This is a genomic window from Winogradskyella sp. MH6, from assembly GCF_022810765.1.
Lineage (GTDB): Bacteria > Bacteroidota > Bacteroidia > Flavobacteriales > Flavobacteriaceae > Winogradskyella.
The window spans coordinates 1,942,588-1,964,202 of sequence record NZ_CP094494.1 but is presented as its reverse complement, the minus strand read 5'-3'; the positions used below and the strand labels follow the sequence as shown (position 1 = coordinate 1,964,202).

Below are 21,615 nucleotides of genomic sequence, written 5' to 3'. Positions count from 1 at the left end.
TTAGCACTAAGAAATTCTTGCATGAAGTACCTTCATAATATTGGCACTTATTTTATAATGATTAAGGATATGTTTCGCAGACCTACCAAATGGTCTGTGCTAAAAACTTTAATCCTTAAAGATATTGACGACCTTATAATAGGGTCGCTAGGTATTGTGGCTTTTATTGCATTTTTTGTTGGTGGAGTTGTAGCCATACAAACCTCACTAAACATAAGCAACCCACTAATCCCTAAATATTTGGTAGGTTTTGCCACCAGACAATCTATTATTTTAGAATTTGCTCCTACTTTTATTTCTATCATTATGGCTGGTAAAGTAGGATCTTTTATAACGTCTAGTATTGGAACCATGCGTGTTACAGAGCAAATTGATGCTCTAGAAGTAATGGGAATAAACGCTATAAACTACCTGGTTTTTCCTAAGTTTATTGCACTTACTTTATATCCTTTTGTTATTTCAATTGCAATGTTCCTTGGTATTTTAGGAGGTTTGGCCGCTTGTGTATATGGTGGCTATGGTACTTTTGAAGATTATATTGAAGGCATACAAAATGATTTCACACCGTTTCACATGGCATATGCCTTTATAAAAACCATGGTTTTTGCATTTATTTTAGCAACAATTCCCTCGTATTATGGTTATTTTATGAAAGGTGGAGCGCTAGAAGTTGGTAAAGCCAGTACAACCTCTTTTGTTTGGACAAGTGTTGTTATTATTCTACTCAACTTTTTATTAACCAGTTTATTATTAGGCTAATGATAGAAGTTAAGGACTTACATAAATCGTTTGGAGATGCACATATTTTAAAAGGCATTTCTACAACTTTTGATAAAGGAAAGACAAACCTTATCATAGGACAAAGTGGATCGGGAAAAACTGTTTTCTTAAAATGCCTACTCGGTCTTTTTGAATATGAGCAGGGAAGCATTTCTTATGATGGTAAGATTTTTAGCAATCTAAGTAGAAACGAAAAAACTGAGCTACGCTCTAAAATAGGAATGGTGTTTCAAGGCAGTGCTTTATTTGACTCTATGACCATAGCAGAAAACGTTATGTTTCCGTTACGAATGTTCACCAAACAAAGTAAAAGCGAAATGGAAGACCGTGTAAATTTTGTTTTAAAACGTGTAAATCTAGACGGTGCACATCACAAAATGCCAAGCGAAGCTTCTGGTGGTATGCAAAAGCGTGTTGCTATTGCGAGAGCTATTGTTAACAACCCAAAGTATTTGTTTTGCGACGAACCAAACTCTGGTTTAGATCCAAAAACGGCTATTGTTATAGACAACCTTATCCAGGAAATCACTGACGAATATCAAATTACAACAGTCATTAATTCGCATGACATGAATTCTGTTATGGAAATAGGTGAAAAGATTGTCTTTCTTCAATATGGTCTCAAAGAATGGGAAGGTTCTAAAGACACTATTTTTAGAACCGATAACGAAGCCGTAACTAACTTTGTATATTCTTCAGAGTTATTTAAGAAAGTACGTAGAATGTATTTGGAAGAGAATCAGTAACTAATCTCTTTTTACTTTTATCTTATCTGTTTTAAGTTCTTTTTTCAACCAAAGTAATAGTTCAGCTTCTTCAACTTGAACCAAGCTATCGTTGGTATTGGCTTTCCATTTAACATTAGCAACAGTTAATGTATCAACATTTTTAAAATCCTTGGATTCTAACATTTTAGCGTAGCCAAAGTATTCTAAATTAGAAAATTTGATTTTAGCATCTTTAGCCAATAACACAAATGAATTATTATCTAACAGATTACTTTTTTCGCTTAGAATAGTCTTTAAGGTATCTAGTTCAGATTGCTTTACTAACAACAAGCTATCGCGTTGTTCAATTGTAATTAATGCTTTGTTATAAAGATCCATTAAACGTTCAGCACTCACATTCTTATTCCCATTAATTATCAAATCGAAATCACTGATATTGTCATAACTGCTCAGCTCATTTCTAAGATCACTCTCAGTAGCATCTGTTATTTCTCCATTAAAATAAAGTGTAATTCTCTTTTTCTCAGGTTCTATCTTTTCACGCTGTAACCATAATGATTCGTTTTCTTCAATTTCATGCTTTAAAAATCTATCATAATCACTATCTACTTGGCTTTCTCTAAGCACTTTTACAAAAGTGTAAATAGGCCATGCCATTACAACAATTGCGACTAATAGAGCTAATTGTGATATACGCTTGCGCTTTTTAGAGTTGGCATACTTCAACATAGGGAAACGAAGCACCTTTAAAACAATAAAAGTTGCTAAGGCAATAAATATGGTGTTTATTCCGAAAAGGTACATAGCACCACCAAAATAATCCCAATTGCTTTTTGCCAAACCATAACCTGCTGTACACAATGGTGGCATTAAGGCTGTGGCAATAGCAACACCAAATATTACTGAAGCGATTGTGCCTTTTTTAGTTCTAGCAATAATTAAAGCCAAACCACCAAAAAATGCAATTAGAACATCTCGAATATCTGGCTTTGTCCTTCCTAATAGTTCAGAAGTATCCTCACTCAAAGGAAAAAATCTGAAGAATAACCATGCTGTTAACAAACTTAAAACAATCATAACAGCTAGATTAATCATCGATTTTCTGAGCGTATCAATATCATTAATTGCAATAGATAAGCCAACACCTAAAATTGGTCCCATTAAAGGTGAAATTAACATGGCACCAATAACTACTGCTGTAGAATTGGCATTCAACCCAACAGAAGCCACCATGATAGAACACACCAAAATCCAAGCTGTTGCTCCTTTAAATGGAATATCTGCCTTTATTGCATCAATTGTAGCATCTCTATCTGTGTCGTCTCTAAAGTCTAAAAGCTCACTTAAAAAAACTGAAATGCTCGCAAACAACCCTTGAGCATCTTTTTTTATCGCTTCCTTTTTTTCTTCAACAGCAGCCTCTTTATTCTTTTCGTTTGTTACTCTCGAGTTTTCTTCCTCAGAAAAATTGAATTTATTTTCGTTGCTCATAGATTAACCATATTCTTCCCCAAAGTTAGCCTTAACGTTTTGGAGTACTTTTTTAATATCTTGTTCTTTTGCCTTAGGAAAGATAAGCAAAACTTCGTCTTTATCTACAATGATGTAATCTTTTAATCCATCGACAACAACAATTTTATCTTTTTTAGATCTAATCATATTTCCTGAAGCATCCTCAGCTAATACTCTAGCATTAACAACAGCATTTTCATTGGCATCCTTATCTAGTTTATCGTAAAGACTTCCCCAAGTCCCAAGATCATTCCAATCAAAAGTTGCAGGAATTACATAGACATTGTTACTTTTCTCCATAAGCGCATAATCTACAGATATGTTTTCTGCTTTTGGATAGTTGTCTTTTATAAAATCATCTTCAAATTCTGTGTTATACACATTATAACCACTTTCAAAAAGTTGATATAGTTCTGGTTGATTTCTTTGAAATGCGGCAACTACAGATTTTGCACTCCACATAAAAATTCCTGCATTCCAAAGAAAATTACCTTGTTCTAAAAAAGATTTTGCTGTTTTATAATCTGGCTTTTCTCTAAACTGATTTACAGGTTTTATGTCTTCTTCAGATGATTTGTTATACTCAATATAACCATAACCTGTATTTGGGAAGGTTGGTGTAATACCCAAAGTCATTAAAGCATCATTAGATTCGCAATAATCAAAGGCTGCTTGCACATTGTTTGAAAACGCATCTTCATCTTCTATCCAATGGTCGCTTGGCGCTACAATCATTACTGCATTTTCGTTTTCTTTTTGAATTTTTAGAGATGCGTATAATATACATGGAGCTGTGTTTCGCATTGCTGGCTCTAATACAACTTGACGCTTTGTTACACTTGGTAATTGCTCAAAAACCAAATCATTATAACGCTCATTGGTAAGAATAAAAATATTTTCTTCGGGAATAAGTTTAGCGAGACGGTTAAAGGTTTTTTGAATCAGCGTATCACCTGTTCCTAACATATCATGAAATTGTTTAGGAAAGTTTTGTGTACTTACTGGCCAAAATCGTGAGCCTACTCCACCTGCCATTAAAATGGCGTAATAATTTTTGTTTTTCATTTATCTAGTATTTCTACTTCTGCATTAGGATTAAACAAATATAGTTTACCTGTTTTTACCTCAACACATTCTATGCGTTTTCTTCTTGTATTTCCTTTTTTAAACACTCTACCATTATAGAGTTTAAAAGTTTGACCCAAAGGTACTTCAAAAACGAAGGTTTTATCTTCGCCTTCATCGAATCGCTTCAATGCTAAGGAGAGTTGCGTATCTGTGTCGCTAGACGCTTTTGGGTTTTTAAAGTGCTTGGCAAGTAATGGCAACAGCTCCAAAGGAAATACTTCTGGTCTTAAAAATGGTAACATTAAATGCTGAAAAGTTAGTTTCCACTCTTTACCATGCGGCTTTATAAAACGTCCAAATTTAGCGAATGCTTCGAAGTGAGCAATTTCATGAACAAGCGTAATTAAAAACCGATACGTATTTAAATTCGCATTTACAGTAATCTGATGCTTACCATTAGGCAATTGCCTGTAATCACCATGCTTGGTCTTACGCTCTTGCTTTACTTTTACTACTAAATTATCCTTTGCCAGTAGGGCTTTAAGCTGAGCATGTGCTTGCTCTGGCACAAAGTTTAAAAGTTGATTTTGCATTTAAGCAAAAATAATTGATTTAATGCTTTTATAAAATCAATAAAACAAAAAGCACTCCTTTTTAGAGAAGTGCTTTCTCTATTTTGACAGAATGATATTTTCCTGGTTTTTTCTTACAGTTTTTCAGAAAGTAATTCTGCAGTCTCTATCATGCTTACAAATTCACTTCTGTAACCATTTGCGTCCTTCCCTTTTGAACCAACTGCTAGTTTTTTAGCGAGTTCATACGTCATATCGCCTTTATATTTTGAATCTCTTAACAAAAGCCCTAAACCTGCAACAGCTGAAGAAAATCTAAAATTATCTGATGTTGATTCCAGCTTCAAGCCATTATCTATAATAGTTTTTGTTATTAATAAACTCTTATCCTCTTTTGGTTTCTTATATCTGAATTTAATGGTTAGCATTTCATCATTTTCTGAAGCATTTGTGATTTCTGTTTTTTGGTACTTTAAATCATCATGCTTCTTTACAGATTCATCTGAATTTATTGGCACAACTTCATACAATGCTGTAACTGTATGACCTGCACCTAACTCGCCTGCATCCTTTTTATCATCGTTAAAGTCTTCATTATTCATTACTCTGTTTTCGTAACCAATTAATCGGTATGCTTTTACTTGATTGGGATTAAATTCAATCTGAATTTTTACATCCTTAGCTATAGTAAACATATTAGCTCTCATCTCTGTAGAAAACACCTTTTTCGCTTCTTTTATGTTGTCTATATAAAAATAATTTCCGTTTCCGGCATTGCTAATCTGCTCCATTCTACCATCTTTATAATTTCCCATTCCGAAACCACATATCGTTAAAAAGATGTCTTCTTTTCGTTTTTCTTCTATCAATCTCACCAATTCTGAACTTGAGGAAACTCCAACATTAAAATCTCCATCTGTTGCTAAGATGACTCTATTATTTCCATCTTCAAATAAATTCTCCTTTGCAATTTTATAAGCCAACTGAATGCCTTGACCACCAGCCGTAGAACCACCAGACTCAATCCTATCTAAAGCTTCAATAATTTCTTCTTTGTTTGCAACTTTGGTAGATGGCAGAACTACACCTGCTGAACCAGCATAAGCAACAATAGCAATTCTATCGTTATCATTTAGTTCATTAATTAGCAACTTTAAAGCTTTCTTTAGTAGTGGCAATTTATTGTTGTCGCTCATGGAGCCAGATGCATCAATTAAGAATACCAAATTGCTTGGTTTTAAATCATCGTAGTTTAATGATTTTCCTTGCAATCCTATATGTACTAACTTATGCTCAGTGTTCCACGGACAATCTGCAACTTCATTAGAAAAGGAAAAGGGATGCTCATCTTTAGGTTGTGGATAATCGTAATTAAAATAGTTAATCATCTCTTCTACTCTCACAGCATCTTTTGGCGGTAGTTGATTGTTAGATAAAAAACGTCTTACATTACTATAAGATGCATTATCTACATCTATTGAAAATGTGGATAAAGGATTCTGAATTGCATTTTTAAAGTCGTTTTCATAGATGCGATCGTATTCTTCTGTGTTGTGTTCTAGAACAACTTCTTCGTCAGTTGCTTCGTATAATTCAACCGCATCAATTTCGTACAGGTCACTTTTTGCTTTGCCAGAATGTACTTCGCATGCGTTACTTAACATTAGTATTGACAATACTACTGATAATTTAATTAGAGATTTAGGTGATTTTGCCTTCATAATTTTATATTTTTAATCGTTATATGAGCAAACCTATAATTCGTTAACAGCTATCTTTTGAAAAACACTTGTATATCTTTTGTAAACCATTTACAACACATATACAACTGGCTTTTAACCCCTTAAATTAATTTTGAATTTAGAAGAACAACATATTTTCTCTCAGCTAAAACTGGCTATAGCTTCAAAGTTTTTAGAAAATAATAGTGCTTCTAAAACAATTGAAGACTGGAGGGGAGATGATATTATTGCTTTTCAGGAAGATTTATTTAGTAAAGTAAAAGCAAGAGTTAGTGAAAAATGGTTTTATACTTATATAAAGAATGAAGCCAAAAAATTACCCAGAATTGACATGCTCAACCTACTTAGCAATTATGTTGGCTATCAAAACTGGAATGATTTTAAAGCACATCATAAAACCTCAACGCAAATTAAGACTCACAAAAAAGCTTTCTCAAAGTATCTGTGGATACTTTTAATAGTGCCATGTGCATTGCTTGCTTTTTCTATCATTAACACTAGCTACAATTATGAATTCTGTTTTTACGATTCAATAAAAAATGAACCTATAAAAAGCACTATTTTAAATATTAAAGTTTTAAAAAACGGACAATCTCCAATACATCAGCACACAGATTCTTTGGGTTGTTTTAATTACGAAACTGATGAAAAAGATATAACATTTATTGTTGAATCACCTTATTACAAAACGGACACTATTGTAAGAAAACATAATTCTGGTAAGAACAAAATCATAAAACTAAAGGCAGATGACTATGCTTTAATGCTTAATTACTATACCAACAAAAACATTAAAGAATGGAAAAAGCATAGAGAAAAACTAAATACCATTTTTAGTGATAATGCCGAAATATATCAGTTTTTTGAGAATAGTGATTTTGTAGAAATCTATTCTAAACAAGAGTTTATTCAGAAATTAACAATACCAACCCGAAGCTTAAAAGGGATGAAAATTTTAGATAAAAAGGAAATAGACGGAAAGATTGTTAAGCTAAAATTTATAATTAATTAGATATGAACTTAAAGCTAAGACATATCACATTATTTATAGCAAGTATACTTTTTGCTGGCTGTGCCATGGAAACCAAAAAAGCAAAAAGTGAAAGCTATGATGTATTTGCAACGGAAGAAGTAGAAGCTTCAGAAGAAGTCGAGGCTTTAGAAGAAGTTGCTGCTGATGCTGAATATGAATTTAACAATCAGCTTGTAAACCAAAAACTGCAAGACTTTTATGACTTATTAGCTTTGCAAAGTGAACACCCAGATTTTAACAACGAAGTATCAAAACAGCTAAAAAACTTCACAAAGGACTCCATCAACAAATATAAAACTGATGATTTTTTCATCATAAAAAATATAAAACCTATGGGCAAGGCTGTTTTTGTTAATGATAGCATTCAAAAACTAAAGCTTTCTTATGATAAGGTATCTGACAACTCAAAAACAACAGATACAATCTATGCCATTATAACCAAAAAACAGATTAAAGTAGATGATGAAACTTTAATTTCTAATAAAATTCAGTTTTCTAAAAATTAATTTTTAATCATCCTTTATCACACTCTAATCACCTAAGGTTCATCATCTATAATTAATTGAAAATCACAAAAAATTTCTTTAATTTAGTATCATAGATTATTACAAATAAAGCATTTCAAACTTAGACTATGGCATTTATCGATTATTATAAAATATTAGGAGTTGATAAAAATGCAACAGAAGCTGAAATCAAAAAGGCCTACAGAAAAATGGCCAGAAAATACCATCCAGACCTTAATCCTAACGACAAGGAGGCCGAACAAAAATTTAAGCAACTTAACGAAGCTAATGAGGTATTAAGCAATCCTGAGTTTAGAAAAAAATATGATAAATACGGCGAGCACTGGAAGGATGGAGAAGCTTATGAAAAAGCAAAACAGCAACAACAGCAATCGCAAAGACAACATCAGCGTTCTTCTGGATATGAAGATTTTGGTAATGGCGCAGAGTATTCAGATTTTTTTGAATCTATGTTTGGAGGAAACTTCTCTGGCGAAAATCGTGGTAGAAATGTAAAATTCAGAGGTCAGGATTTTAATGCGCAATTACATTTAAATTTAAGAGACGTTTACACAACTCAAAAACAGGTGTTGACCGTAAATGGGAAAAACATAAGACTAAGCATTCCTGCTGGTGTTACTAACGGTCAAATTATTAAAATAAAAGGTAAAGGTGGAAAAGGTATAAATGGTGGACCTGATGGTGATTTGTACATTGAATTCATTATAGAAAACAACACATCTTTTAAACGCGATGGTGCAAATCTATACAAAACAGTTGATTTAGATCTTTATACTGCAGTTTTAGGCGGTGAAATTACCATAGAAACATTTAATGGAAAAGCTAAGCTTAAAGTAAAACCACATACCCAAAACGGTACACAAGTAAAGCTAAAGGGAAAAGGCTTTCCAAAATATAAAAAAGAAGAAGAACATGGTGATTTGTATATCACATACAATGTAAAATTACCAGATCGACTAAGCGACAAAGAAAAAGCACTTTTTGAAGAATTGGCAAAATTACAATAGCAAATGAAAACAACACACTACATTACGGTAACAGATCTTTGTACCCATTACAAAATGGAAATGTCGTTTTTTGATGGCTTAAAGGATTATGGATTGATTGAAATCATTTCCGTAGAAAAAACCGAGTGCATCCATCAAGATTATATTGCCGATTTAGAGAGAATGATCCGTTTACACAAAGATCTTAAGCTCAATTTTGAAGGTATTGATACCGTATTAAATCTTTTAAATAAAATTGACAGCTTACAACAAGAACTTAACACTACTAAAAACAGACTCCAAAGATTTGAGGATATGTGAAGTTCTATTAAAGCTAAGCTATAAGGTCTGGGATTTCACACTTTTCTAAATAACATCCTCACTAGTTAAGATAACAACACAGTCTTTTATATGCAGAAGAACAATTGTGGTCATTTTAGACACTCAATCACATTTGTACCGTTTAATATTCAACTATCTCAAACTCGCTTCGTCTATTAAGCTGAAATTCTTCTTCTGTACAGTCGTTATTAGGGCATTCAACTATTGGTGAAAGCTCACCAAATCCTTGAAATTTAATACGTCTAGCATTCACATAACCAACCAATGCTAAGTAGTTTCTGGTTGACTCTGCACGCTTCTCAGAAAGTATTTGATTGTAGCGAACTGTACCTCTACTATCTGTATGTGCGCTAATTTTTATATGAATATCTGGATAACGTTCTAGCTTTTCCGCTAATTCATCCAATATTTTTTTGGAGTCTTCTCGAATATTCCACATATCAAAATCAAAATAAATTGGCTCTAGCTCAAAATACAACTTCCCATCCTTTTCTATAATTGGAGGACCTTCAACATCAGTTAGCATTTCAAAACGTACAGGGTCTTTATCTTTTAAATCTTTGTCTATATTTTTCTCAGCAATTATAGTTTCCACAGGGTCTGGTGGTGGTGGAGGCGGTAATTTCTCTAAAAACAAAACATGTTTTTGATCTTGTTCTTCCTCTACCTTTACACTTAGCACTCCATCATAATACTCATTGCTTGTTGCCTTTAAAACATAATTACCTGCTAGTAGATTCTTGTTAAAACTAGCAATGCTATCTAAAGTATTCTCATAATTTATATTCTGTCTTCTGTCGGTTAAAGTCACAGATACATTAGGCACAAATTGTTCGGTAACTTTATCTCTTATTTCAAACTTATTGATATACTCTCTAATAAAGATTTCACCCGTTTGGGTAAAACTATAAATATTATCATCAGCACGTTTTCTGTTTGAAGCAAAAAAGCCTTGAGTATTGTTATAATAATTTAAATTAAAATCGTCATACTGAGAATTAATAGGTGCACCAAGATTTATAGGTTTGGTATATTGGTTGTTTACAAACTCTGAAACAAAAATATCTAACATTCCTAAACCCAAATGCCCGTTTGAAGAAAAGAACAGGTGTCCTTCGTCTGAAATAAATGGAAAATGCTCTCTATTCTCAGTATTGACAGTTGGTCCTAGATTTATCGGTTCACTATAGCTCCCATCAGAATTGATGTTAACATAATACAAATCAAAACTCCCGATACCTCCTTCTTGGTTAGAAGAAAAATATAATCTTTTTTCATCTGGACTTAAAGCGGGATGCTGATATGAAAAGCCTGTTGTGTTAAATGATAACTTTTCTGGTTTAGACCACTCTCCATCTACAAAATTTGATTTATACAACTGAATATTATTATTCTTTTTATCATCAAATTCCTTTTTTCCATCCCTAAAATTACTTCGAGACAGATACATTGTGTTACCATCTTTACTGAAGCAAAAATTACCTTCATGATACTTAGAATTTATATTTTCTGAAATTTTTGCCGCTATACCTTGCGGTTTATTTTCTTCGGAAACCTTAACAGAATAAATATCTAAAAACCCTCGATGCGTCCATTTATATTCTTTTCCTAATAGTCTGTTATCGTCTCTATCAGAAGTAAAATATATGCGATCGTTATACTTCAAGGCACCAAAATCTGAAGCACTTGAATTAAAACCTACCACCTCCACTTCATAGTCAGAATCCATAAGTTTAAAATCTTCAATGGTAGCAATAGCTTCATCTTTATTAAAAGGCTTTGATTTATTTTCTTTGTAAAGTTTTAAATAATCTAGCCCTTTTTCATAATCTCCCAAAGCAGATAAGACTTGATAGAACTTAAAGTTGAATTCGTTATCATAGGTTTTGTTTGTTTCTACAAACCGTCCATTAACCAATTGCTTTAAATAACGTGACGCTTTTCTATACTCAAAAATATTGTAGTAAGAGGTTATTATATTTTCTAAATCCTTCTTATAATTTTCACCTTCTAAATTAATCTCATAATACTTGGCTGCGTTTGTGTAATCTCCTTTCTCAAAAAAGCGGTCCGCTTTAGATTTTCCTTGAGAAAATGCTAGCTGAGAGACAACCATCAAATATATTAGTAATACAATTCTTTTTGACATATTAATAGAATCTCGGAGATGAATATTTTTTACTTAGTCCAAGGACATCAAACCTGTAGGTTAGAATAAATTCGTGACTACCGTTATTAAAATTATTAAGTGCACTAGTATTAAAGTCGTATGCATAACCAAATCTTAAACCAGACCACACTTCTATTCCTGCCATAGCAGTTACAGCATCTTGATATCGATAAGACACTCCCAATTCAAACTTGTCTTGATATAAGGCATTTGCAGAAATATCAAATGAGAAAGGTGAACCGTTGACATGCTTTACTACTGTTGAGGGTTTTAATTTCAAATCGCTAGTAATATCAAAAACATATCCTCCAATAAGAAATAGGTGAAGCTCATTTTGGTAAAAAACATCATTATTCCCATCAATATCATTTGGTAACAGGTTGGGCGAAGACAAACCTACATAGTACTTTTCATGAAACATAAAGGCACCTGCTCCTATATTTAGAACGGTCTTTCGGGTATTATCGAAAAATGGATCACCGCTAACATTACTCTGAAAAACATTGGTACTTAAATGATCAAAACCAACTCTCATTCCAAATGACATATTTAAAGTCTCATTCAGTTTAATCTTATAAGCAAAATCTAAGTTAAGCATGTTTTCAGTTTGCTTAATATTACTACCTATCTCATCATTTAGATAGTTAACGCTTAATTCTATTTTATTATTTAAAGGAATATTAGCAAAGGCATTAGCTGTTTTAGGTGCACCTTCAATACCTACCCATTGTGTACGATACAGGGTTCCAACCTCAACAAAGCTAGGCTCATCAATTACATAAGCAGGATTAACAATACTCATGTTGTACATGTACTGCGTGTAATGCGGTTCTTGTTGCGCATACAAAGCAGTACAGCAAAAAAAGATTAAAATATAATAAAGTCTTTTTCTCATTTTTATTGCTCTTATCTACTTAAATATACGCTCCCTTGAAACGCATCTGTTATACCATCATTTGGGTTAAAAACATAAAAATATGTTCCTGAGGGCAGCCTATTTCCTATGGTCAAGGAAACATTAGAGGTTCCATCAAATAACCCTGTATTATTATTTCCTTTAAAAACCAATGTTCCGTAGCGATTAAATATCTTAATTTCATAACCAGGAAATATTTCGGGCAGATTACATAAATCTAACACCTCATTTTCATTATCATCATTATCCGAAATACCATCGTTAATCTCACAGTCATCACAATTACTATCGTTAAAAGATAGTAAGGTTACAATTATTTGAGTTCTGTCCGATTCGCAACCATCACTATCTATTGCTGACACAAAATAATCTTCGCCATTTACTAGCAATAAATCTAATGGCAAAGTATCTATAGACTCCGCCGAATCGTACCAATTAAAATCAAAAGCTGAACTTAATATCTCTAAATCTCCAATGGTCGCAGCATCTGTTAGACAAAATGTTTGATTTTGAGCATTGGGAGCTTCAACATCAATAACACTAACACTCAAGATGGCTGTGGAAACATTACACTGCAAATCTCCTTGTACAGTATACTGAAAATTATAGTTACCCTCTTCTAATAAAGAAAGGTCTACGACACTTCCGTTAAGAGCATTTGTATTATCAATATCTTCAAAGACACCTCCCAAATCTGCTGCAGGATCTAGTACGTTGATTAAGTTTACTTGCAGGTCTGACCTACATACAGTTGTCTGCATATCTAGCCCAGCATTAGCATTTTGAATGACCGATACAGTTACTACAGCTTGACCACCTGTACAAAAAACAGTATCATCACCATTATCTGGAACGGTATAAATATAGTCTCCACCAACATAAGAAGACGGATCAAAAAATACATCATTGGTTGCAGATGTAAACCCATTAGGTCCTGTCCAGCTACCTATTGTGCTAACATCACTCCCTAATAAATCAAATAGATTAAAGATGTTTTCATCATTACATACCTGTACTGCGTTATCTGTTCCAGCACTATACTGCTCGTAGATTGTAAAAGAAAGGTCTGCTCTATCTAAACAATTATTAGCAGTAGTTGTAGTATAAACAAAATTGAAGGTTTGTTGACCGTTTATCTCTGGAATAATGAATGGGTTATTTACAAGATTACCTGTATCTACATCGAACCAATTTCCTAGTGAACCAACATATATAGGATCATCTACACCATTAGTATCTAAAAGCCCTATCAAGTCAATTGAACTACTAAGATCTGTTTCACAAAATGATAATCCAATCGTATTTTCACCTGCATAATTTTTCGGATAGATTACAATAACAACCTCTGCTGACTCTTCATCACAAAATCCAGAAGAATCTGGTGTAGAAGTGCAAGCATCTGAATAATCTACAGCCGTAAAATCGTCGGAGCTACAATTCACCTCTGGACTTACCGTATATCTAAAAACATAAGTTCCTGGTTCCGCATCTACCAAACTAACTGTACCAAGATGTGTATATCCTGTAGATGGTGTACAACCTCCACTATTACTTATCAAACCTAAATTTGATGGTCCTGATATAAAGCTCCATTGTGTACAAGCATCTGAAGGGTAATCGAACAAAACTCCATTTTCACTCGTAAATGTTAACTGATCATAGAGATTAATTGTTGTGGGAAGCGAAGGATCGTCCTCACAAAACTCAGGAAAATTAGTTTGTAAAAAAGGTCTTAAATATTCGTAAAGTTTAAAACTAATAGTAGTAGAAGCATCCTCACAAACACCCGATCTTTGATCTACAGAATAGGTAAAATCAACATCTACACATCCAAATCTAGGATTATTAGCTATAATCTGTTGATAAATATCATTTATGTTTATTTCTGAATCTCCTAATGAAGTAACCTGCCCAAACATATCCATTTCCCAAGTTCCTTCAATATCTTCTAAGAGTAAAAATTCATCATCAGTTAAATCAATATCATTATCAAAATCGCCATTTAATATTGAAGCTTCGCATATTCTTGTATTTTGAGCCAAGCCTGAGAAAACCTGTCTAACAACTGAGATCTTAACCCTAGTCTCTTGCACAAGATTACATGGTGCAATTCCTTCTACTCTATACACCAGCTCAAACGTTTCTTCATCTACCAAAGGAGGTCCTGGTACGTAAGGTATAGTTACAAATAATTCAGAGTCACTGATATTTACAAAATTTGGACTACTGCCTTCATAAATCCATTGTCCATTTGTATGAGGACTAGGCAATGATTCCAAGGCTTCAAAAAGATCCATATCTGGCAATGGGATACACAAGTCTGTAGGTGTTGATCCTTCATCGCAAACCTGCACATTGACGTCATCTAAATTTGTTGGCAATGCAATACCCGAAAATGGGCCTAAAATTAAATTAATGGTCAATGCAACTGTATCAGAGCCACAGTCACTATTGGTTAACTCAAAACTATAATCGGTTGGTGTAGTAGAAGATTCATTTAAATCCCAAAGAAACAAATCACCTGTATTTTCATTTAATGCAAAAGTGAAATTTGGATCAAACCAAACACCAGCCTGAATAACATTACCTGTAAGATTGGTATATTCTTCGTATAAGTTAATTATACCGTCTGGTGTACCATCGTTGTCACCATCTATCTGTGTCATATCACAAATAACTATAGTTTCCTGCAAGTTACACTGTGCGCTGACAATCATTGAAGAAAACATGACCATCAGTAAAACAACCCCTCTTAAAATGTTCAATGTATATAAATTAATTGTGGGAAAAGATAAAAAAAATTACAATTGTAGCCTATTACTTTCAAAATAATAAAAAAATACTGGTTAATAATATGAAAAGGCTTTATGGTGTAGAATTAGAAACCTGAAGTACTTTGCCGTTATAGTATTTATTGCCTTTTAGTGAAAAGTCAAAAATATATTCTGCCATTTCTAAAGCTGTTGTTGGTGCCTGATACTCAGGAAATGCTTCCTTGAGCATTTCAGTTTGTACAGCACCTAATGCCAAAACATTGAATTGCGGTCCTGTTTCTTTATATTCTTCAGCGAGTAACTCTGTTAGTGTAATTACAGCTCCTTTGCTAGAACTATAAGCAGAAAGTCCGGCAAATTTCATACTTCCTTGTATGCCTCCCATACTACTTATAGTTACCACATGACCGTCTTGTTTCATAAAAGGCAGTGCTAATCTAGTCATTTCAGACACTCCAAAAACATTTGTTCTGTATACGTTTTCAAAATCTTGGAAAGTAGTTTCTGCAAAAGGTTTGTTGAGTAACGTACCTGCATTATTAATTAATATATCTACATGATTCCACTCTGACTTTATAAAGTCATCAACTTTTTTATAGTCTTCACTATTGCATAGGTCAAAGGCCAAAGATGTTATATTTTCAAAATGTAAATTATTAACGGGTTGTGCATTCCTTGACAAAGCCAATACATTATGTCCTTGATTGGCAAAAAGATGCACCAATTCAAAACCAATACCTCTACTCGTTCCTGTTATAATAATGTTTTTATTCTTCATTTACTACAGCTTCTAATACAACCTCTCTTTTGTTTGAATTCATGATACCTTCTAAAGCAGGTATCATTTTATTGATAAAATTTGCCATATGTTCATAATCCATTTTATCAGCTTCATCATCTACATGATGGTAATATTCAAAATTTGTAAAATCGAATGTAGAGATAGCGTGGGCAGGAATATTTAATTCTTTGAAAAAAGGAAAATTATCTGATCTGTAAAACAACTGAAAGTCTTTTGCCTTTGGGAAAAAACCGACTATTTCTTCGCCAGCATATTTATTAAGTGTTGGTGCAAAATTGGAGCGGTCATAACCACTCATATAAGCCATTGACTTATCCTCAGCCCTTGGCACACCAATCATTTCAAAGTTTATCATGGTATAAGCATTTAAACCCGATTCTTTAAGTTTAGTTGCTAAATGTGCTGAACCTTTTAGTCCCATTTCTTCTGCATCATAAAGTGTGATTAAAATACTTCGCTTATTACTTTTAGACTTAGAAAAGTATCTTCCAAACTCCATTGCTGCAATAGTACCAGAAGCATCATCATTTGCCCCATTTGCAATACTGTCTCCTTCTACTGTCTTTCCTTTTCCAATATGATCGTAGTGACCGCCAAGAATAATGAACTCATCCTTTAGTTTATCATCTGTACCTTCTATCATCCCAACTATATTGTAGCCATCTATTTCACCTAATTTAAAGCTATCTCTATAGGTTTCGAAATAAGGTTTTACACCATTTTTCTTAAAGAAGTTTTCAATAAAAACTGCTGCTTTTTCAATGCCTTCGCTACCTGTTGCTCTGCCTTTTAACTCATCTGATGCTAAATACTCCATACTAGTTTTTACATCTTGAGCTGTAATGGTAATTTTTTCTGCAAGGTCTTCTTTGCTACCTGAGCTATTTTGCTTTGTACCACAAGCTGTTATGAATAACAAACTAAGTACAGACAATATATATTTCATACAAATTTTGATTTGAGTTTAAAGATAAAAAAACCTGATTTGAAACATCTCAAATCAGGTCTTAAAATTATAATGAGATTCTGAAACAAATTCAGAATGCATACCATATTATACTAACATCGTTACTGGATTTTCTATATATCCTTTTAATGTTTGCAGGAATTGTGCTCCTGTAGCACCATCAACGGTTCTATGATCGCAAGCCATGGTTAACTTCATTGTGTTACCTGGCACAACTTGTCCGTTTTTAACAACTGGTTTTGAAACAATTGCACCAACAGATAAGATTGCTGAGTTAGGTTGATTGATAATAGATGTAAAACTCTCAATACCAAACATCCCTAAATTAGAAATCGTAAAAGTACTGCCTTCCATCTCGTCTAAAGTCAGCTTTTTATTTCTTGCTTTACCAGCATACTCTTTTACAGCAGCTCCAATTTGAGTTAAACTTTGTTCATTTGCAAATTTAACAACAGGCACTACCAAACCATCTGGTACTGCTACAGCTACACCTATGTGAACATGGTTGTTTAACTTCATCTTGTCGTCAAACCACTGAGAGTTTACTTGCGGATGTTGCTTTAATGCCAAGGCACAAGCCTTAACTACCATATCGTTATAAGAGATCTTTGTGTCTGGCAAAGAATTATACTGTGCTCTGAAGGCAATTGCATTTTCCATATCAAACTCCACATTTAAATAATAATGTGGTGCTGTAAATTTAGACTTCGCTAAATTCTTAGCAATAGCTTTTCGCATGTTAGAGTTTGGCACTTCATCAAAATCCTCTACTCCTGTCGGAACAAATTTACCAACATTTGCAGATGCTTGAGCTGGAGTAAAGTTCTCAATATCTCGTTTTACAATTCTACCGTTTTCACCTGAACCTTTTACCTGAGAAAGATTAATACCTTTCTCTTCTGCCATTTTCTTAGCTAAAGGTGAAGCAAAAATTCTCCCATCTGATGAAGAAACAGCTGATGTTGATGTACTAGTAGATGCTGGTTTTGCTTCTACCTTTTTAGGCTCACCTTTCTTTTCTTCTTTAGGTGCAGCTTTAGTTTCGGTCTTAGGCTCAGATTTAGATTCAGAACCACCAACTTTAAAGTTTTTTGCCACACCAGACACATCTGTTCCAGCAGGACCAATAATAGCTAATAAAGAATCTACTTTTGCAGATTCACCTTCTTCTAATCCAATATGTAAAAGCGTTCCTGATTGAAAAGATTCAAACTCCATAGTTGCTTTATCTGTTTCAATCTCAGCAAGGATATCACCTTCTTCTACCTCATCTCCAACTTTCTTTAACCAAGTTGCAACTGTTCCCTCTTCCATGGTATCACTTAAGCGAGGCATAGTTACAACAGTAACACCTTCTGGTAATTCTTCAGAACTTTCTACTTCTATTGTTTCTTCTTTTTTATCTTCAGTTTTTTCTTCAGACTTAGTTTCTTCTTTGCTAGAAGCACCTCCATTTAACAAATCTGAAATATCTTCCCCTTCTTCACCTATAATAGCTAAAAGCGAATCTACTTTAGCCGTTTCTCCTTCTTGAATACCAATATGAAGCAATGTTCCTTCGTTAAAAGACTCAAACTCCATAGTTGCCTTATCGGTTTCAATTTCAGCTAAAATATCTCCTTCTTCAACCTTGTCGCCTACTTGTTTCAACCAAGTTGCAACTGTTCCTTCTTCCATTGTATCGCTTAAACGCGGCATATTTATTACTTCTGCCATAGCTTATAATTTGTGTTGAATAAATGGGTAATCTTCTTGTTCGTATACTGCGTCGTACATTACATTTTTTTCTGGGTATGGAGATTCTTCTGCGAATTTCTCACACTCAGAAACTAGCTTTTTCACACGCTTATCAATAACCTTAATCTCTTCTTCTGTTGCGTATTTCTCTTCTAGAATAATGTCTTTTACCTGAGTAATAGGATCTATTTTTTTGTACTCTTCTACTTCTTCTTTTGTTCTGTAGTGCTGAGCATCAGACATTGAATGACCTCTATATCTGTATGTTTTTACTTCTAAGAAAGAAGGTCCTCCTCCTTTTCTTGCACGTTGAATTGCTTCATCAAAAGCTTCAGCAACTTTTATAGGATTCATTCCGTCTACTGGGCCTGATGGCATTTCATAACCTAGACCTAGTTTCCAAATGTCTGTATGGTTTGCTGTACGCTCTACAGAAGTTCCCATTGCGTAACCATTGTTTTCACAAACAAAAACTACAGGTAAATTCCATAACATTGCTAGGTTGAATGTTTCGTGTAAAGACCCTTGTCTTGCAGCACCATCACCAAAACAACAAATAGTTACAGCATCACTACCGTGATACTTATCACCAAAAGCTATACCTGCTCCTAACGGAATTTGACCACCTACAATACCATGACCTCCATAAAACCTGTGCTCTTTAGAGAAAATATGCATAGAACCACCTAAACCGTGAGATGTTCCTGTAGCTTTACCATATAACTCAGCCATAACGCGTTTTGGATCTACACCCATACCTATTGGTTGCACGTGATTACGGTAAGCTGTAATCATTTTATCCTTAGTTAAATCCATTGCATGAAGTGCTCCTGCTAACACAGCCTCTTGGCCATTGTATAAGTGAAGAAATCCTCTTACTTTTTGTTGAATATATACTGCGGCAAGTTTATCCTCAAACTTTCGCCAAAACAACATATCCTCGTACCATTTAAGGTAAACTTCTTTGGTGATTTTTTGCATTTTTGATTCGTTCTATTTAATCCGAATAACAAAAATAACATATTAGTTAGTAACCAAAAAACTGAAAATTGTAAAATTTGTTACGAAATCGTTATAGGAAACTTCTATCGAATCCAAGTGGCAATAAATTTGCTAGAGAGTTTGATTTTACAACCTTACCTTTAACTCCCATAAAGTAAATTTCTATTGGTTGCTCTTGTTTAATTTCATACTCTGAAATAGATTGTCTACAAGCACCACAAGGTGGAATTGGTGAATCCGTTACTTGATTTTGAGATGAAGCTGTTATGGCCATTTTTAGAATCTTAGCTTTTGGATATTTTGCACCTGCATAATAAATGGCGGTACGCTCTGCACACAGTCCTGAAGGATAGGATGCATTTTCTTGATTACTACCAACAATAACTTCGTTATTATCTAATAGGATTGCAGCACCTACTTTAAATTTTGAGTATGGCGCATATGCATTTTCTCTGGTTTCAATAGCAGATTGCATTAACTGTTGAATATCATCTGGAAGCTCACTTAAGTCTTCGTAAACTTTAAATGTTGATTCAATCTTTACTTCCTTCATATTCAAAATCTTTTATAGACAAAAAAACTATTGCTTTTAAACAATAGTTTTTGAAAATCTTTTCGTTATAAATTCTAATATTCATCATATTCACCATCACCAAAATTAAATGTCAGTGAAAAACGCAGTGTATTTTCTAACGGACTCTGCACTCTTGATGCAGAGAACAAATATGATAAATCTAAATTAATCGTCGTGTATTTAAAACCTGCACCAATTGCAAAAAACTTACGCGCACCTTTATCTTCTGCTTCATTGAAGTAACCTGCTCTAAGCGCAAAACTATCTTGATAAGTATACTCAGCACCTAATGCCCATGTAAACTCTCTAAGTTCTTCGCTGAAACCACCAGGAGCATCTCCGAAGGACTGAAAAACTCCATTTAAAAAACTTACGTCATTATCTTGTCCTTCTATAATGACATTTTCTTCTTCAGAAATTAACACATCGTCATTTGGCTGCGGATTATTTGTATCTGGTTCGTCATATATACCATTACCATTGTTGTCTTCAAATGTTAATCTTGTTCCTAATCTAGGAGGAGTAGGTACTAATAGTTTAGAAACCTCAGCAGTTACACCTAATTTACTATACTCATCAAAAATAAAATCGAAACCTGCTCCTAATCTTAAATTTGTAGGTTGGAAGTTTTCTCTACCACCATCATCGTATTTAAACTTTGGACCTAAATTTTGAATTGCAAAACCTGCTCTCCAACGACCATTAAAATCATTATAGGCTTCTTCCTCACTTTGATAATACCCTGTGATATCAGCATTAAAACTATTTGCCGCATTTGCATTAGGATCTACTTGATTTATTCTTAAGTCTGATCTCATATAACGCACAGCAACAGCCATTGAGAATTGATCTGCCAATCTTAAAGTATAAGCCACATCTGCAGTAAATTCATTTGGTTTTACATTCGTTCCTGGATCATCTTCACTCTGTGTCAAGGTTATCTCACCTAAACTAAAATATTTAAAACTTGCAGAAACAGCACTGTATTCATTTAGTCTATTGAAATAAGACACATAACCAATTGAGATATCATTTACCAATTTGCTTAAATACGGAGTGTAACTTAAACTCACACCAGATTTTGCTTCTGAAAACACATATTTTGCAGGGTTATACTGCTGTGAGAACCCATCCATAGATGTTGCCACTCCCATATCTCCCATACCAGCAGACCTTGCGTCTGGAGCTATAAGCATAAATGGAACTCCTGTAGTTATAACTCTACTATCTGTAGTGTTAGGTATGATTTGGGTGGTTTCTTGTGCAAATAAGCCACCGTAGGTTATTAAAGCGATAAGGGTTATTGCGTATTTCTTCATGTTCATAATTAGGTTATTAGTACCAAGCAACTAGTACTAATTCGTTAGCAAATATAAATTATTA

General features: G+C 33.7%; 19 protein-coding genes. 6 read left to right on the top strand and 13 right to left on the bottom strand.

Features of this window, described 5'->3' with window-relative positions; translation table 11 throughout:
• Positions 1-21 precede the first annotated feature (21 nt).
• Together MST30_RS08735 and MST30_RS08730 are read left to right on the top strand one after the other, a co-directional pair.
• Positions 22-759: an MlaE family ABC transporter permease gene (locus MST30_RS08735; protein WP_243471033.1), complete on the top strand. Its 738-nt coding sequence runs from the start codon at positions 22-24 to the stop codon at positions 757-759.
• Positions 759-1,526 carry an ABC transporter ATP-binding protein gene (locus MST30_RS08730; protein ID WP_243471032.1) on the top strand — a complete coding sequence of 256 codons (768 nt, stop codon included), beginning with the start codon at positions 759-761 and terminating at the stop codon, positions 1,524-1,526. The genes MST30_RS08735 and MST30_RS08730 overlap by 1 nt, the downstream gene beginning before the upstream one ends.
• Here MST30_RS08730 and MST30_RS08725 read toward each other — a convergent pair whose 3' ends face one another.
• From MST30_RS08725 to MST30_RS08710, 4 genes are all read right to left on the bottom strand, one after another.
• Positions 1,527-2,999 carry a DUF389 domain-containing protein gene (locus MST30_RS08725; RefSeq protein WP_243471031.1) on the bottom strand — a complete coding sequence of 491 codons (1,473 nt, stop codon included), beginning with the start codon at positions 2,997-2,999 and terminating at the stop codon, positions 1,527-1,529.
• Between the two features lie 3 nt (positions 3,000-3,002).
• Positions 3,003-4,085 carry a mannose-1-phosphate guanylyltransferase gene (locus MST30_RS08720; RefSeq protein ID WP_243471030.1) on the bottom strand — a complete coding sequence of 361 codons (1,083 nt, stop codon included), beginning with the start codon at positions 4,083-4,085 and terminating at the stop codon, positions 3,003-3,005.
• Positions 4,082-4,681, bottom strand: coding sequence for a SprT-like domain-containing protein (locus MST30_RS08715; RefSeq protein ID WP_243471029.1), 600 nt, complete (start codon positions 4,679-4,681; stop codon positions 4,082-4,084). The genes MST30_RS08720 and MST30_RS08715 overlap by 4 nt, the downstream gene beginning before the upstream one ends.
• A 113-nt stretch (positions 4,682-4,794) precedes the next feature.
• Positions 4,795-6,381 (bottom strand): vWA domain-containing protein, encoded by a 1,587-nt coding sequence (locus MST30_RS08710; protein ID WP_243471028.1) that lies wholly within the window; start codon positions 6,379-6,381, stop codon positions 4,795-4,797.
• A 133-nt stretch (positions 6,382-6,514) separates the two neighbouring features.
• Here MST30_RS08710 and MST30_RS08705 point away from each other — a divergent pair, with 133 nt between their 5' ends.
• The 4 genes from MST30_RS08705 (at position 6,515) to MST30_RS08690 (ending at position 9,269) form a co-directional block, all read left to right on the top strand.
• Complete coding sequence (locus MST30_RS08705; RefSeq protein WP_243471027.1) at positions 6,515-7,414, top strand: hypothetical protein; 900 nt, start codon at positions 6,515-6,517, stop codon at positions 7,412-7,414.
• Between the two features lie 2 nt (positions 7,415-7,416).
• The gene (locus tag MST30_RS08700; RefSeq protein WP_243471026.1) at positions 7,417-7,941 is read left to right on the top strand and encodes a hypothetical protein; all 525 of its coding nucleotides are present in this window, start codon (positions 7,417-7,419) and stop codon (positions 7,939-7,941) included.
• A 128-nt stretch (positions 7,942-8,069) separates the two neighbouring features.
• Complete coding sequence (locus MST30_RS08695; protein ID WP_243471025.1) at positions 8,070-8,969, top strand: DnaJ C-terminal domain-containing protein; 900 nt, start codon at positions 8,070-8,072, stop codon at positions 8,967-8,969.
• A gap of 3 nt (positions 8,970-8,972) precedes the next feature.
• Positions 8,973-9,269 (top strand): chaperone modulator CbpM, encoded by a 297-nt coding sequence (locus tag MST30_RS08690; RefSeq protein ID WP_243471024.1) that lies wholly within the window; start codon positions 8,973-8,975, stop codon positions 9,267-9,269.
• 142 nt (positions 9,270-9,411) lie between these two features.
• Here MST30_RS08690 and MST30_RS08685 read toward each other — a convergent pair whose 3' ends face one another.
• The 9 genes from MST30_RS08685 to porV form a co-directional block, all read right to left on the bottom strand.
• Positions 9,412-11,439 (bottom strand): OmpA family protein, encoded by a 2,028-nt coding sequence (locus tag MST30_RS08685; protein ID WP_243471023.1) that lies wholly within the window; start codon positions 11,437-11,439, stop codon positions 9,412-9,414.
• A 1-nt stretch (position 11,440) separates the two neighbouring features.
• Positions 11,441-12,355: a PorP/SprF family type IX secretion system membrane protein gene (locus MST30_RS08680; protein ID WP_243471022.1), complete on the bottom strand. Its 915-nt coding sequence runs from the start codon at positions 12,353-12,355 to the stop codon at positions 11,441-11,443.
• An 11-nt stretch (positions 12,356-12,366) separates the two neighbouring features.
• Positions 12,367-15,042, bottom strand: coding sequence for a T9SS type B sorting domain-containing protein (locus MST30_RS08675; protein WP_243471021.1), 2,676 nt, complete (start codon positions 15,040-15,042; stop codon positions 12,367-12,369).
• Between the two features lie 199 nt (positions 15,043-15,241).
• The gene (locus tag MST30_RS08670; RefSeq protein WP_243471020.1) at positions 15,242-15,928 is read right to left on the bottom strand and encodes an SDR family NAD(P)-dependent oxidoreductase; all 687 of its coding nucleotides are present in this window, start codon (positions 15,926-15,928) and stop codon (positions 15,242-15,244) included.
• Complete coding sequence (locus MST30_RS08665) at positions 15,918-16,898, bottom strand: M28 family metallopeptidase (protein ID WP_243471019.1); 981 nt, start codon at positions 16,896-16,898, stop codon at positions 15,918-15,920. Before MST30_RS08665 ends, MST30_RS08670 begins: the two co-directional genes overlap by 11 nt.
• 108 nt (positions 16,899-17,006) lie before the next feature.
• Positions 17,007-18,635, bottom strand: a complete 1,629-nt coding sequence (locus tag MST30_RS08660) for a pyruvate dehydrogenase complex dihydrolipoamide acetyltransferase (RefSeq protein ID WP_243471018.1) — start codon at positions 18,633-18,635, stop codon at positions 17,007-17,009.
• Between the two features lie 3 nt (positions 18,636-18,638).
• The gene (pdhA, locus tag MST30_RS08655; protein ID WP_243471017.1) at positions 18,639-19,637 is read right to left on the bottom strand and encodes a pyruvate dehydrogenase (acetyl-transferring) E1 component subunit alpha; all 999 of its coding nucleotides are present in this window, start codon (positions 19,635-19,637) and stop codon (positions 18,639-18,641) included.
• A 91-nt stretch (positions 19,638-19,728) separates the two neighbouring features.
• Positions 19,729-20,211: a cytidine deaminase gene (cdd, locus tag MST30_RS08650; RefSeq protein ID WP_243471016.1), complete on the bottom strand. Its 483-nt coding sequence runs from the start codon at positions 20,209-20,211 to the stop codon at positions 19,729-19,731.
• A gap of 74 nt (positions 20,212-20,285) precedes the next feature.
• Positions 20,286-21,551 (bottom strand): type IX secretion system outer membrane channel protein PorV, encoded by a 1,266-nt coding sequence (porV, locus tag MST30_RS08645; RefSeq protein WP_243471015.1) that lies wholly within the window; start codon positions 21,549-21,551, stop codon positions 20,286-20,288.
• Positions 21,552-21,615 lie beyond the last annotated feature (64 nt).